We start from the raw sequence: 13,609 nt of genomic DNA, 5'->3' as shown, positions 1-13,609 counted from the left end.
CCCCCGACTCCGACCGAATGCCCGCATTGTGGCCGGCGCCCCATGCTGGTGTCGCTCGAATCAGCCGTTCGGGGCATGCCATCGAAACCGTGAGCACGCAAAGCTGCAGCACCAGGAGGCTGTGAAGGAGGAAATCAAACGCTTAACGTTACCTCGCATCTGCGCGCATCCGGATGCGCCCAATGGATGCGGAAAAATCATTAGGGCACACACCATTCAAATGAGGGGTGGATTAAGCGCGCTAGCCGAAGCAGACCACGTGATGGAGCTTTTGCTGGACGATGGCGTGCTACATAAAGTGCCCAAGGGAATTCGCGTCGCGTCCACGTTCGAGGGTTTCTGCAAAGCTCATGACGGCACTCTTTTCGCGCCGGTGGAAGCAAGGCAGCGACACATTGATTTGACTGCGCTCTACCTCTTTGCGTTCCGTGCGTTGGCGTACTCCCGCCATCGTAAAGCCATCGCTCTTGAGCGTGTGGCACGCTATCGTAGACTGGACGCAGGTTTCCCTCTTTGGGCGCAGGCACGCTTCCAGCGCCGCATCCTTGCCATGCAAGTCGGATCGACTCGATCAGCAGCAGACCTTACTGCAATGAAGAATCGTCTGGATCGGATGTATCACAGCGGGAATTATTTTGGGTTTCATGCTGCGGGATGGCTATTCTCCGAGCTTCTTCCCCTAGCTTACTCCGGCGCGTTCTATCCAGAGTACGATTTCCGTGGCGTACCACTGCAACGCTTGGGTCACGGCGATGCCTCATTCGAATTACTCTGCGCTACTTTGACGCCTTGGAACGGTATGACGCTACTTGTTTTGGCTTGGATTGGCGAACCGGATGGCCCTGCTGAGCGCTATGTGCGCTCCTTCCAAGCACTTGCCGACGACCAGAAAGCCAACGCCGCCATGCACGCTGGTTTCGAGGATCAAGAGAATCTGATAATGCGGCCCAGTTGGTGGAATAATCTACCGACGGCCGCTCGGGAGGCCCTCGAAGCGATGCGAATGGCTGGCACTGAGGCCGGTTCGAACAAGATGCCACGCGACTTGAATAACGCTCAGCCCACGCTTTCCGCGTCAGCGGTCAAGGCGATCTACCATTTTAGCGGCGCGAATCCGGAATCCGGCTGATTATGCTTATGGTGCCGAGGTCGTCCAAAGGAGATTAGAGCTCCAAGTCCCACACCGTTCGGCGATGGCATCACATGCCCTAACTCCGATAAACATCCGTAATCCCCGAATTAGATAGCCCCCTGCCCTACCCACTGGGCAAAGTCCGCTCTCGGCCAAGAGCGGACTCTCGCAGTGCCTCGAACAGGCCCAACCACGAATCTGCTTGACCTAGAACAAAGTATCGGGCCGCCCCTACTTGAATATCTCCAACAGATCCTTGTCTTCATGCCGTTGCTCCCACGTGGAGAGAAAACAGAAGCTCACACCACTTTGCATGGCAGCCTTCTGAAACCCGGCCAGTTCTTCTTTCGTGATCGGGTACTCAACCGGGTCAAAGTGCAGAATCCCCCACGGCTTAACGAGAGAGAACCCAGGCATGAGTTCCGAGAAGATCGCCTTGAGCAGGGGCCGGATATTCGAAAAGTCACTGATCGGACCCGCGCGATTGCCAAGGGCGTGACACTGGCGGCGGATGGTCCTGTCTCCACCGACCAAGCGCGCAATAAAATGGTCCTGGTGCACTTGAACGTAGATCAGCTGACGGCGAAAGATCTTCATCCCTTTCTCGGCTCCAGCCACTCAACGGCCATCCATGCCCTGTCCCGCCCGCCCATCAAAGCACTGGACGCGTCTTCGCTTCGCCCGAAGCCCTGCGCACCAAGTACAGCGCAACCAGGAATGGCCACAGCGAGTTGATCGATGAGAACACGCGCTGGGTCAGCCCCCTGTACCCCTCCGGATCCGCCCCAACCACGTTCAACCAGAGATAGACGATGCCCGCGATGCTCACCAAAGCGGTCACGGCGTACGCCCTTCGGTTGGAAGACCACGCGCTCAATTCGATGTGCGACATCGCCGGTGCAATGATGTTTGCGATACCGATGGTGTATAAGCCGTGCATCGGATGACCCATGGGCCAGAGGCCGTTGGTCAGCATCGAGACGCCAAAGATCATCCAGCAGATGGCACCCAATGCAATGCGGCGCCCGGATTCCCGCCATACCCCGATGGCAAACGCCACGAAGCCCATGCCGGAGCCGATGGCGGCGATCCTAGCGCAAACGCTTGCGATCGTTGGCGCCTGCAGCAGTTCGCTGGCGTGCTGTGCAAGCGAGTTGTAGCCCGGCGCGAACACGGCGGCAACGCTGGTCCAGAACAGGAACCACGGAAGCGGGACCAGACCCGCGCAGAGAAGCAGTCGGCTGCGGCGTTGCACGTGCAGTGATCCTTGTATTGGCCTGAGCCAGTGGGTGGAATCCATTCGAACGCTGCAGAACCTTGCTGCTGCGAGCAGGACGGCCTTGATTGACTACAGCGGTAGTCAGGTTGCGCGCGGCACTCGGTAGGTTCAATAGGCAGGTAGTCATTTAAACCATCCAGCCGGTGTCGCAGCGGTTCGGTTGCATGAGCGATCACACATGCCCAATGGGCGAGTGCTGTCGCATTTGCCGCGCCTGGCATCTCTGGCCGAAGGTTCTGACGACTCCGTTCCAGAAGTGCCGTTCCGCCTAGCACGCCAAGGCTCTCGCCTCTTCCGGTGCTATGCGACAATGCCAAAAGCGTCTCGGGTTTTGGCGGCATTGACCCCTACCCGTTGGCATTCCGAACAACAGCAGGTAATCGTTACTGCGCCACCGTGCATCGGTGGTCGGGACTCGAAAGCCCGTTTTGTTGGGAAGTAGTTTGCGCTTGCCAGCCGGCACCACCGCGCGTGGTGCCGGCTGGCAATCCGTCTGCCGGCTATGGCGGGCGGGGCGTGGGGGTCTTGTACCCGCCGGTTCCCAACATCCGGTTTTCGAGCCACGCTCTGCCCGCCACCTTTATCGGTGGCGGCTTCCGCCTGCATGCACGGAGCCCGCCATGACTACACTGCACTCCCCTCCCCCGCGCCCGATCCAGGAAGCGCCGTCACCCGCGCCTGCGCTGGACCCCAACAGCCTCATCGCCATCCTGCACGCCATCGGTGCCGGTGCTGCGGCCGACGGTCAGCCCTGGCCCGAGCGCCACCTGTTGCGCAGCCGACAGATGGCGATGTCCGACGCTGACTGCGCGGCAACCGGCCAGCGCATCGTGCAGGAAATCCTGCTGGCAGCCGAACGCACCCGCCAGAACGGTGGGCCCGAGCAGTACGTGGGCGACCGGGTGATGGAGGGGCTGGTGATGGCTGATATGGCACTCACGGCCTTCATCCACGAGCGGATGCGTCCCAAGGACTGAGCGCCCGCGTGCGGTGCCTACCGTTCTGCCTGGGTGTGGGGGTGACGAATGAAGAAGCACGGTCTTGCTGCAGCGGCGGTATGCGCCGCGATCACGGTGGCGGTGTGGATGGGGTGGCCCGAGCCCGCGGGCGACCAGGTGTGGGCCTACCAGAAGCTGCGGCCAGCCGATTATCGGATGCTGCACAGCGAGGCGCTCGGTTTCGTGGCCGCGAAGACTGATGAGGGCTTTGAACTGTACGCGCGCCATGTCGGGGCGACGTCCTTCGAGATCCGGTGCAAGGGCGTTCTGGTGATGGACGTGGAGAACGCGCCCTCGCGCGTGCTGATCCGCATGCCTGCCGATGCCCGCTGGCGGGCGCCGGATATCGAGCGTCTGCGCATCAGCTTCGAGCGTTGGCTGGATCTGCACCAGAGCCAAGGAACGCTGCTGGTGGAAAGTGCGGGGCCTTCGTGGGTTGAGGCGCGGTTTGGGCCTTTCACTGGGTTGGTGCCTGATGAGCAGCGGTGTCACTTTGGGGGCCAGCTCAGCGCCCGTCAGAATCCCCGTGGCCGCTTCGCCAGCAGACTGTGATGGCCCCTCGGACTGGGATCAACTTCTGCTCGTCCAGCCGCACCAGCCACGATTCCTTCCTCTGTGTTGGTCCACCAACAAGAATCAGCCGGCTGCACTTCCCACAAGCCATCACACCTTGCCTTGTAGTCGCTCCAACCGCCGCATCCGCTTTACTTCCTTGCCTATCACAGGGTCGGATCGCAGCTCGTTCAGCAGCATCTTCGCCCTGGGGTTGCGGGACTTCTTCAGGGCGAACAGCAGTAGCACACGCTTGAAGCCAGCATTGGGATCACTCGCCAGCCTGATGACATCATCAATGACGGTGTCGTCAGCTGCAGCGGACAGGACGCCAGCGGTCAGATAGTCGAACTGTGGCGGTAGCGCCAGCGTGTCACTTTCATACAATTCAACCAGGTGTGGCCACCACGTTCGCGCGCCAGGTGTGGCCAAGGCACGCAGAATTCCTTCGCGAACGCGCTCTGGGTAGGGGATCGGTGCGTGCGCGAGAAGTACACGCAGGGCCGCGTCGTTGTCGCCCTTCCAGCCCACAAGGTCCCATACGGAATCGACATTCACTCCGGCTCCACGAAGCTCCCGGACCAGTCCGGCCTCCGCTTCCGCGAGGATCCCGGCGGCTTTCATTCGTTGTGCTTCTCTTTCCTGCTCACGCCGTACGAACTCCGGATCGGACATCAGCCTATCCATCAACTGCGAGGCGGTGATACGTTCGCTCATGCGTTGATCTCTCAAAAGAAACAAGGCCCAGCAGACGACGCCAACATATCACTCCCACTACGTTCTACACGGGTGCGCAGTTTCAATCGCTCTGATCGCCCTTGCGACTTCTTCGCGAGGACTCACTGCTGGCGACAGGACCATCGGGCCGAGATTGGATTCAATGGGCGCCGTCTTGTCCAGCGCATCATGCAGAAGAGGCAGCACTGGACGAGATCGACACCCCAGGATCGCCAGCATCCTGGAGGCGTAGAACCGGCCCACATCTCCATCCACCTTCAGCAGAGAGGCGATCTCTTGCACGCCGGAAGGACTGGCTACATCAAGCTGTCGTTTCCCGAGACTCGACAGACATTCAAGCAAGGCTCTCATGGCCAGGGCCCTTTGATCCGCATTCGGCTGTGCTTTCAGCTCGCGAACCCGCTGGACGACATGCCGGTCCACATCCACGTGACCAACATCAAGATCGCATCCCCTCGCTTGGCGAATGGCCGAGGTCGAAGCAGAACCAGCCTCGATCCTGTGACCATCACCGTCGTCGCTACTCGCACTCACCGGGCCTACCAGACCAAGCCAAACAGCGAGGGCGACGCATACAGCAGCACGTATGGAACCGCTCCGCGTCCGAGAATCGGCCCCGTATCGGGTAGCACTCGAGAACGATACAGGAATCATTACCACTCCTCTTATCTCCCTTTCTCCATGCCAGCCCGCCATCAGTGAACCTGCGCAGGCGCCGCCCGGTTACCCGACGTGCCGCGGAATCGCGTAGGTTGAATCACCTGCGATCGCTCGCTCAGGTCCACAACGATGTCGTCACCCGAGAACCTCAGCCGGAACCGGAGCGCGTTGATGTTTCCGATCTCGTTGTAGTCGAAGACAAAGGTGTTGCTGCTCTCCCACCTGCCACCTACCGCTACGGGCAAACCAAAATTGCCGTTGCTCGACACGCGCGGAGTGCCATCCAACCCAACCGGCCGGGATGGCTCGTGGCGGCTGTTCAATTCAAGCTGAAGCTGCGCCACTTCTGCACCCGAAAACGTGAGCATCAGCGACTTCGCGCCAAGCGGGTTCTCCGACAGCACGTACCGTTTGCCTGACACCGTGCGTGCCAGTGGCGGCATGAACGATACCGGCGGGGGCGGTCTTGCCGCGTCGCTCACCGCGGCCGCCAATCGCGCCACCGCCGCCGGATTCTCCGGCAAGGGCTGGTCAGACGTGAGCGACGCAAGAATGAAGGCGCCGATATCGCCGGGTTCGAACGTCCCGCCGGTGAACACGACGACGATATTCTTCTCTGGGCTTACGCTGATCCGTTGGCCACCGCGGCCATTGGCCTCGAACAGCGACGGCTTCCTGTTCGGCTGCAGCCAAAGACCGTACCCGTACTGCTCGTCGCTAGCTTCCAGCTGTGCCTGCGGCCGGACCGCAGCACGCATCCATGCTGCCGGGACGAGTTGCCGGCCTTCCCAACGGCCATCGTTCAACCAGAGGTAGCCCAGCTTCGCCATGTCCAGGGGCTCAAGGTGCAGATCGCCCCATCCATACGAAACCCCGTGGCCATCGGCTGGCCAAGCCGCATGGTTGATGCCGAGTGGGCCAAACAACTCGCGACGGGCGAAGTCGAACGCACTCTGGCCCGTCGCCTTGGTGATTGCCGCAGAGAGCAGATGCATGCCGCCGGAGCAGTATTCGAAATGGCTCCCGGGCTCGTCGCGCATCGGCAGGTCCAGCATGAACCGGCTCCAGTCGCGGCTCTGCCTCATCCGCGACAGCGTGATTTCGCCCTGGCTGGCGTCGCAGTCCAAGCCCGAGGACATCGTCATCAGATGCTCGAGGGTCACGCGCTTCTTCCGCTCGTCCAGATTCGCGATGCCCTGGGCGCTGAAGACCGACGTCAGCGGCTGGTGCAGTTCCAGCGCGTGCTTGCCGATCGCGATGCCCGCCAGCGTGGTGGTGACACTCTTCGTCACCGACGCAACATCGTGGTACTGCCCTTTCTGGAACGGCCAGAAATAGGCATCCACCACCACATAGCCGTTGCGGATGATGGTCAGGCTGTGGATGGGCGTCTGGTGCTCGCGCACGTAGTCGAAGGCGTTGGCCAGCACCCCCGAATCCATCCCTTGCGCTTCCGGGGAGGAATGACGCCATTCCTGCGTCGGCCAGTAGGTTTCCTGCGCCGCTGCATCGGGAATGCCTGCGTAGCCGGATGCCGCCACGGACATCACGCATGCAACCGCGAGTCGTATCGAATATCGCACGGGATCTCCTGGGCACTGACGGCGGCGGGCACTGCGTCGCGTTGTGGGTCTGCCTGGCGCCGTAGAAGGGCACGGGGCCGGCCAGCGCCGATTCTGCCACGGTATTGGGGCGAGTCCATGGCGATGACTGGGCGCCACTCGCCCCGCCTGCGAGCCCATCCCTATTTTTGTCTGTTCGCCCGATGCTCGATCTTCAAGGGCGGCGCCAACGTCATGGGCGGTCTGTGCTGACGGAAACCGAGCCGCCCTCCCGCAGGCGGACGTTTACATATGCATCTGGTGGAGGTATTCGGTCGATCGACGCCCCTGCGGGCAGAATGTCCCAACTGGTGATCGGGCCGCAGACTGTCCTATGCACCAAACGGCGGCTATCCAACCCTCGCTTGGCAAGCTCGGCCACAACTACTTCAGGCGGCTGGCGGTCGAAGCCCTTGTAGGCTGTGCACGTCTATCCCGTCTGGCCAATGGGATACGTTGAACTCTCCACCTCATCCCGGCACCCCGACAGGCCCATGGCGAGCGAGAGGGCCATCAGTACTCGAATGCACTGCATTTCAGCTCGCTCCTTTCCGCTACTGCCCTGTTGTACGCCTTGTCTGTAGAACCCCCTGGAACCTATTCTGGCGCGGCACAAGGCCACAGCTTGGCTCCCCTCAGTTTGGCTGACTGAATCACCGCGACCACATCCCGCCTGATGAGAATGACATTGGAAGACTGGTGGCCTGCTCCAAAGAACTGCTCGCTGCGGAAGATGGGAAGGTCTGGATTGCCAACTGGCGCTGGCAGGAACCCTCGCTCTGGGCCTGTGTAGCGAACACGCCCGCATTTCGGACAGCGCCCCCCCACGCCCTCATCCATCTGCAACGCCACGCTCGTGTCAGCACGTAGCTGCACGATGTGATCAAGAACATTTCCCTTGGGGTCCTCAACCGGCCACGTCTCAATGCCAAGTGGAGCAAAATCCACTTGCCAAACGTCCTTATGCATGAAGATCGCATCTTCAACCCAGAACAGTTTGAGGAACGCGTTACGCCCCCACTTCAATGACTTCCGCACACGGAAAGGCGCATTCTGGACAGCCCAGGCTCCGCACTCGTCACAGTATTTCGAAGTGTCGTAGGTTTGCACCCGAAACCCAAAATCGTCTTCCGGCTGAGGATACCCATTTGCATGCGTAACCTGCAGCTCACAGTAATCAGCAGCGGCAATCTCTGTGGCCGAAAAATCCGTCGTTACAAGAAAGGAGCCGCCCCAGTCCCTGATCAGCGAGGAAACACCCGCCCATTCTGGAGCCCCTTCCGCCGAATGGACGACACCAATAATGCACTCCCCACTGAAGTCAGATGGCGGATCAACAGTGGCGCCGATCTGCTCGAGCTTTAGCGCGCGCTCAGCGGTCCAGCGAAAGGTGAAGCGATACTCTATGTTCATGAATAAATTCACCTTAAAGGCCTGGTTGCTTGGGGAAGGATGGATAAGCGGCAAGACCGAGCTGATATGCCTCTAGCGTTTGAAGTTTGAGCAACCAAGGGTAATCTCGTTCTCCTGGTGGAGCACACCGTGGATTATCGGGCCGAACTTCCTAGCCATTTCACCGGCATTCTCCGATGGCACTCTGCGGAACACCTGCTGCACCATCAAGCGCCCTTCTGCAGGAACCCACACATGAGCCTGGCGCTGGTCCATAGCCGTGCCCGCGCCGGGGTCGATGCCCCGCTGGTGCGGGTGGAAGTGCACCTCTCTGGCGGCCTGCCCGCCACCCAGATTGTCGGCCTGGCCGAGACCAGCGTGCGCGAGTCACGCGAGCGCGTGCGTGCCGCCCTGCTCTGTGCACGCTTCGACTTTCCGCAGCGGCGCATCACCCTGAACCTTGCGCCCGCCGACCTGCCCAAGGAAGGTGGGCGTTACGACCTGGCCATTGCACTGGGCATTCTGGCGGCCAGCGGCCAGGTCGATCCGCAGTCGCTGCTGCAGTACGAGTTCCTGGGCGAACTTGGCCTGACCGGTGAACTGCGCCCGGTGGCCGGCGCGCTGCCGGCGGCGATTGCGGCGGCCGAAGCCGGACGCATCCTGGTGGTGCCGCCGGGCAACGCCGCCGAGGCGGCGCTGGCCGAGCACGCTGACGTGCGTGTGGCCCGAACGCTACTGGAGTGCTGTGCCGGGCTGGGCAATCCGCGCTTGTTGCTGCCCGTAGAGCGCGTGGACACGACGCCACTGCCGCTGCCGGATCTGGCCGACGTGCGCGGGCAGGCGCATGCGCGGCGTGCATTGGAGGTCGCCGCTGCGGGTGGGCATCATCTATTGCTGATCGGTAGCCCTGGCTGCGGCAAGACGCTGTTGGCTTCGCGCCTGCCCAGCCTGCTACCGGATACCGAGGAAGCCGAGGCGCTGCAGCTGGCCGCGATTGCCTCGGTGAGTGGTGAGGGGCTGGATCCGCGGCGCTGGCGGCAACGGCCGTTCCGTTCTCCCCACCACAGTGCGAGCGCGGCAGCGCTGGTGGGTGGCGGCAATCCGCCCTGCCCCGGTGAGATCTCGCTGGCCCATCACGGCGTACTGTTCCTGGACGAGCTTCCGGAGTGGAATCGAAGTGCGTTGGAGACCCTGCGCGAGCCACTGGAGTCCGGCCACATCCGCATCGCCCGCGCGGCGCGCAGCGTGCAGTATCCCGCGCGGTTCCAACTGGTAGCAGCGATGAACCCTTGCCCGTGTGGCTGGGCCGGCGACCGCAGCAACCGCTGCCTGTGCAGCGATGAGCGCATCAACCGCTACCGTGCGCGCGTCTCCGGCCCGCTACTGGACCGCATCGACCTGCACATCAACGTGGCGCGCATGGACGCGGTGGAGCTACGGGAAAGCACGCCGCTGGGTGAGCCCAGTGCTGCGGTACGTGCACGGGTGGAAGCCGCCCATGCCCGGCAGCAGGCGCGTGGCGGGCTGAATGCCCATCTGCCACCGGCGGCGCTGCGGGCCTGCACGAAACTGAGCGAGGCCGATCAGGATCTGCTGGAGCAGGCGATTGAACGTCTGCAGCTTTCCGCACGGGCGATGCACCGGATTCTGCGCGTGGCGCGGACGATTGCTGATCTTGCAGGTTGCGAGGTGATCCAGACGGCGCATCTGGCTGAAGCGATCGGGTACCGGCAGTTGGATCGGGGAAAGCCCTAGGAGCACCGTTCGGAGTGGTCGTTGGTTGAGTCACCGTTGGTCGACTCGCGCGCGAAGAGCAGTCGACTAGCAGTCGACTCTACCAACAGCGGGTCATGGCGACGGATGGTGCAATGGTGCCAGAGCGGGTCATGGCAGCTCGGCACGCCGAGAGCAGCCCCCGCGCATCACGCTGCGGAATCCACCCGCCCACGCTTCGCCAGCAACGCCACCCGACGGCTGACCAGCGCGTGCAGCTCCGCCAGCTCCGACGCCCGGTCAGCCGTCATGTTCCCGCCGAACAGCACCCGCGACAACGCCGCCTCGTCGCTGTCGTCCGGGTGCTGCCACCGGTCCCGGTACACCTTCTGGCACACCAGCCAGGCCAGCCGCAGCCCCCCACCGGGCAACGGACGGACCACACGCTCGTAGACGTGCCAGAACTGGTACTCGGCCTGCAGGTCGATCACAGGCGCCACGGACAGCGCCTGCCGGGGCCGTCCATGACTCCGTATGCCGAACAACGGTGATCGGGGGTTGTACTGAGCCATGCCGACAGCATGACCCAGCAACATTGTGGGAACCTTGCGTCGCCGCCAGAAAATCCCTGTTGATTGCGCAAGGCAGGTTTCTGGAGGGGCTTGGGGTCAGAGCCCTTTGCGGTGCAAAGGGATCTGACCCCGGTCATGGGTGGCTTCGGGGTCGGATCCCTTTGCACCGCAAAGGGCTCTGACCCCGTTCCTCGTCGCCTCAGAACGCCATCGACGTACTGAACATCAGCTGCCGTGGCGCGCTGCGCTGCAGGGTCTGGTAATCCCCCGAGAACGACGACCCGGCGATGGTGGCGGTGCCGATGTTGTGGCGGTTGAACAGGTTGCTCACGTCCAGCCGCAGCTCCAGGCCCGGTACGGCGCTGTCCACGCCAAAGCGGTAGGCAGCATAGGTGTTGACCTGCCAGAAGGTCGGCACGCGGATGTCGTTCTCGTAGGTGAAGGGCTGGCGCAGGTAGGAGGTGCTGGTGGCACCGAAGCGCCAGTCACCGAAATGCGCCGACAGGTCGCTGACCAGCGAGATCTGCGGATAGCCCGGTTGGGCGTTGCCCTTGATCGGGTACACCGTGTCGCCCACCACGAAATCGCTGTCGTAGTACGAACGGGCCACGGCCACGCCCTGGTAGAACTGCAGGTGGTCGGTCAGGTCGGCGGTGATGCCGAGGTCAGCACCGATCACGTGCATCTTCGGCATCAATCGCACGGTGTTGATCTGCGCGAACTGGGTACCGATGGCGGCCGACAGCAGACGGTTGCGGATGTCGTTGTAGAACACGTCGCCGGTGATCGTCAGCCGGTCGAAGCGATGCGATGCGCCGACGGTCAGGTTCCAGTTCTTCTCCGGGCGCAGCGTGCCGGCCACGCGGTCGAACTCCTCCTGGTCGGTGATGGTCCACGCCGAGGCGGTGTAGCCGATGTTGCCGCGCTGGGCCACGCGGTAGCCGTTCATGGTGTTGGCCAGGTCGATGAAGGCATCGGTGGATTCGGTCGGGCTCCAGAACAGCGAGACGTGCGGCAGGAAGTTGCTTTTCGCGCGCAGCGTTCCGTTCACCGGCCGGTCCTTGGCATCACCCAGGCCGCCACCGCTGGTGCGGAAGTCCACGGCCTTGAAGCCGACACCCAGCTTCAGCGTGTCGTTCAACACGATGTCGTCCTGCAGGTAGAACTGGCGCGAGCGGGTCACCCAGCTCGATGCGTTGTCGGTCTTGAACGCGGGGCCATACACATCGAACGGACCGGTGGCCTTCAGCGGCGGGCCCTCGCCCAGCAGCGGCTGCTGGTACCACTCGGTCTTGGCCGCGGCCTTGCTCTTCTCCTGCCAGAAGCCGGCGGTGAAGGTGTGCGCGCCGGTCTCGAACTGCAGGTTGAACATGCCACCCAGCCGATTCACACGCGGCGTCTGCACCTGTTCGGAGAACGGTGCGCCGTTTGGCGACGGCACGGTCGGGTCGGTGAGCGTGGCCTGGGTGTGGCTGTTGGCGTTGTACAGCTGCACGTTGCCGCTCAGCGCCGGGGTGATCTGGAAACGGTGGTTGATCGACGACACGCGATCGCGGGTGATCTGGCCGGTGTCGTACGGGATCAGTTCGGACAGCTCACCGCAGGTGTAGGCGCCGCAGGATTTGTCCGCATTCTCCGGCGAGGCCACGTACCAGGCCCACGCATAATCGGGATAGAAGATGTCGGCCTTCCAGCCCAGCTTGCGGATCATGTCGAAGGAGATGTTGTTGTAGCCCCAGACCTTGGCCTTGCTGTCGGACAGGAACACGGTGAAGTCACCCCAGGCGACATCCTGCTGCAGCTTCAGGTCGCCGCGCAGGAAGTTCTGGGTGCCCTCGCCCTGGTACTTGTCGGCAGACACACGCTGCAGGTCGACCAGCACTTTCGGGCCATGCTCGCCGAGCTGGCCAGTCTGCCCGGACACGGTGGTGACCAGCGTGTTGTTGCTGCCCACGCCCTGTTTCACGCGCAGGCTGGGTGTGTCCTGCAGCTCGCGCAGGCGGTATTCCAGGCTGCCGCCGTTGACGCTGCTGGAGAACACGCTGACCGGTGCGCCACCGGGGCTGACCGTGATCGCGCCGATGCCATCGGGCACGCCCACGTTCACCACGCTGGTGCCGGTGAGCGAGAGGAAGCCGTTGTCGTTCAGCGGCACGCCCTCGAAGGTGATGCCCATTTCGTTCATGCGGAAGCCGCGCACGAACAGGCTCGTGGCCGAGATATCCAGGCCAAGCCCGTCGGTGGCGGTGTAGCTGGCGCCCGGTACCTGCTTCAGCATGGCCAGACCGTTGTTGCCGGTGACCATCGCGTCGAGGTCTTCGGCCTTGATGACGTAGCGGTTTGGACCAACCACCTGGGTGGGCGCAACGGCCGCGCCGCGCGGCGTGGCGATGACCTGCAGCGCATTCAAGGTGGTGGGGGTGTCATGCGCTGCGTCGTGAGTCTCGGCGGCATACGCAGGTGCGGCGATGGCCGCGATGATGGCCAAGGCGAGGCGCGTCGTGGGTGGGGTGTTCATGGGCAGATCCAGGTGCAGGGAGAGAGCGGCGCAGGCGCACGCCCGGCGCGTTGCAGCACCGGTGTCGGCGCCCTGGCTGGCGATGCGATTGCGTTTGGGGAGTGACGGCGCGGGGCGCGCCGGTCAGCAGACGAAGGCGATCATCTGCCGTGGGATTTGGTGGGGTGATTTCGACGTGCGAAATTCTTGCATCGCACTGCCGCATTCGCCATTGCACCGTGGTACAGCGCGAATGGCCATGGGGATGGGTGGGCTATACGTGGGTATAGCCTGGCGCTTGCCGTCTGCGTGCGCCAACCAAGGTTGGCGCCTACCGGGGTCTGCGAGGCATGGTAGAGGCCGACCTTGGTCGGCGCTTACGGTCTGCGTGTGCCAACCAAGGTTGGCACCTACCGGGGCCCGCGAGACATGGTAGAGGATGACCTTGGTCGGCGCTTGCCGTCTGCGTGTGCCA

The 13,609-nt window shown here is 62.8% G+C and carries 11 protein-coding genes; 4 read left to right on the top strand and 7 right to left on the bottom strand.

What is annotated here, in order from left to right:
- Positions 1–121 precede the first annotated feature (121 nt).
- Positions 122–1,129, top strand: a complete 1,008-nt coding sequence (locus VPH47_RS01235; protein ID WP_368849956.1) for a hypothetical protein — start codon at positions 122–124, stop codon at positions 1,127–1,129.
- Positions 1,130–1,363: 234 nt separating this feature from the next.
- Here the strand turns inward: VPH47_RS01235 and VPH47_RS01230 are convergent, their stop codons facing one another.
- Both VPH47_RS01230 and VPH47_RS01225 read right to left on the bottom strand, forming a co-directional pair.
- Positions 1,364–1,729 (bottom strand): hypothetical protein, encoded by a 366-nt coding sequence (locus tag VPH47_RS01230; protein WP_368849955.1) that lies wholly within the window; start codon positions 1,727–1,729, stop codon positions 1,364–1,366.
- Between the two features lie 55 nt (positions 1,730–1,784).
- Positions 1,785–2,387, bottom strand: coding sequence for a DUF998 domain-containing protein (locus VPH47_RS01225; RefSeq protein ID WP_368849954.1), 603 nt, complete (start codon positions 2,385–2,387; stop codon positions 1,785–1,787).
- Positions 2,388–3,031: 644 nt separating this feature from the next.
- Between VPH47_RS01225 and VPH47_RS01220 the strand changes: the two genes are divergently transcribed.
- Positions 3,032–3,388 (top strand): hypothetical protein, encoded by a 357-nt coding sequence (locus tag VPH47_RS01220; protein ID WP_368849953.1) that lies wholly within the window; start codon positions 3,032–3,034, stop codon positions 3,386–3,388.
- Positions 3,389–3,436: 48 nt separating this feature from the next.
- Positions 3,437–3,961: a cold-shock protein gene (locus VPH47_RS01215; RefSeq protein WP_368849952.1), complete on the top strand. Its 525-nt coding sequence runs from the start codon at positions 3,437–3,439 to the stop codon at positions 3,959–3,961.
- A gap of 111 nt (positions 3,962–4,072) precedes the next feature.
- On the opposite strand, the gene VPH47_RS01210 is transcribed toward VPH47_RS01215, so the two are convergent.
- The 3 genes from VPH47_RS01210 to VPH47_RS01200 all read right to left on the bottom strand — a co-directional run bounded on the left by VPH47_RS01210 (position 4,073) and on the right by VPH47_RS01200 (position 8,373).
- Positions 4,073–4,678: a hypothetical protein gene (locus VPH47_RS01210; RefSeq protein WP_368849951.1), complete on the bottom strand. Its 606-nt coding sequence runs from the start codon at positions 4,676–4,678 to the stop codon at positions 4,073–4,075.
- 716 nt (positions 4,679–5,394) lie between these two features.
- Positions 5,395–6,906, bottom strand: coding sequence for a serine hydrolase domain-containing protein (locus VPH47_RS01205; protein ID WP_368849950.1), 1,512 nt, complete (start codon positions 6,904–6,906; stop codon positions 5,395–5,397).
- Positions 6,907–7,557: 651 nt separating this feature from the next.
- Positions 7,558–8,373, bottom strand: a complete 816-nt coding sequence (locus tag VPH47_RS01200) for a hypothetical protein (protein WP_368849949.1) — start codon at positions 8,371–8,373, stop codon at positions 7,558–7,560.
- 234 nt (positions 8,374–8,607) lie between these two features.
- On the opposite strand from VPH47_RS01200, the gene VPH47_RS01195 reads away from it, so the two are divergent.
- Positions 8,608–10,107: a YifB family Mg chelatase-like AAA ATPase gene (locus tag VPH47_RS01195; RefSeq protein WP_368849948.1), complete on the top strand. Its 1,500-nt coding sequence runs from the start codon at positions 8,608–8,610 to the stop codon at positions 10,105–10,107.
- Positions 10,108–10,274: 167 nt separating this feature from the next.
- Here the strand turns inward: VPH47_RS01195 and VPH47_RS01190 are convergent, their stop codons facing one another.
- On the bottom strand, positions 10,275–10,661 hold the full coding sequence (locus VPH47_RS01190; protein ID WP_110714009.1) for a hypothetical protein: 387 nt from the start codon (positions 10,659–10,661) through the stop codon (positions 10,275–10,277).
- 175 nt (positions 10,662–10,836) lie between these two features.
- Entirely contained in the window at positions 10,837–13,155 is a 2,319-nt protein-coding gene (locus VPH47_RS01185) for a TonB-dependent receptor (protein ID WP_368849947.1), read from the bottom strand.
- Positions 13,156–13,609 lie beyond the last annotated feature (454 nt).

Source organism: Stenotrophomonas sp. WED208, from assembly GCF_040984485.1.
Lineage (GTDB): Bacteria > Pseudomonadota > Gammaproteobacteria > Xanthomonadales > Xanthomonadaceae > Stenotrophomonas > Stenotrophomonas riyadhensis.
Note: the sequence above shows the minus strand (reverse complement) of the source record. Positions and strands in the feature narration are given on the sequence as shown.

Coding starts and splice junctions, on each gene's coding strand:
- VPH47_RS01185 (WP_368849947.1), bottom strand. CDS start 13,155: ATGAACACCCCACCCACGACGCGCCTCGCCTTGGCCATCATCGCGGCC.
- VPH47_RS01210 (WP_368849951.1), bottom strand. CDS start 4,678: ATGAGCGAACGTATCACCGCCTCGCAGTTGATGGATAGGCTGATGTCC.
- VPH47_RS01205 (WP_368849950.1), bottom strand. CDS start 6,906: ATGTCCGTGGCGGCATCCGGCTACGCAGGCATTCCCGATGCAGCGGCG.
- VPH47_RS01200 (WP_368849949.1), bottom strand. CDS start 8,373: ATGAACATAGAGTATCGCTTCACCTTTCGCTGGACCGCTGAGCGCGCG.
- VPH47_RS01230 (WP_368849955.1), bottom strand. CDS start 1,729: ATGAAGATCTTTCGCCGTCAGCTGATCTACGTTCAAGTGCACCAGGAC.
- VPH47_RS01190 (WP_110714009.1), bottom strand. CDS start 10,661: ATGTTGCTGGGTCATGCTGTCGGCATGGCTCAGTACAACCCCCGATCA.
- VPH47_RS01195 (WP_368849948.1), top strand. CDS start 8,608: ATGAGCCTGGCGCTGGTCCATAGCCGTGCCCGCGCCGGGGTCGATGCC.
- VPH47_RS01220 (WP_368849953.1), top strand. CDS start 3,032: ATGACTACACTGCACTCCCCTCCCCCGCGCCCGATCCAGGAAGCGCCG.
- VPH47_RS01215 (WP_368849952.1), top strand. CDS start 3,437: ATGAAGAAGCACGGTCTTGCTGCAGCGGCGGTATGCGCCGCGATCACG.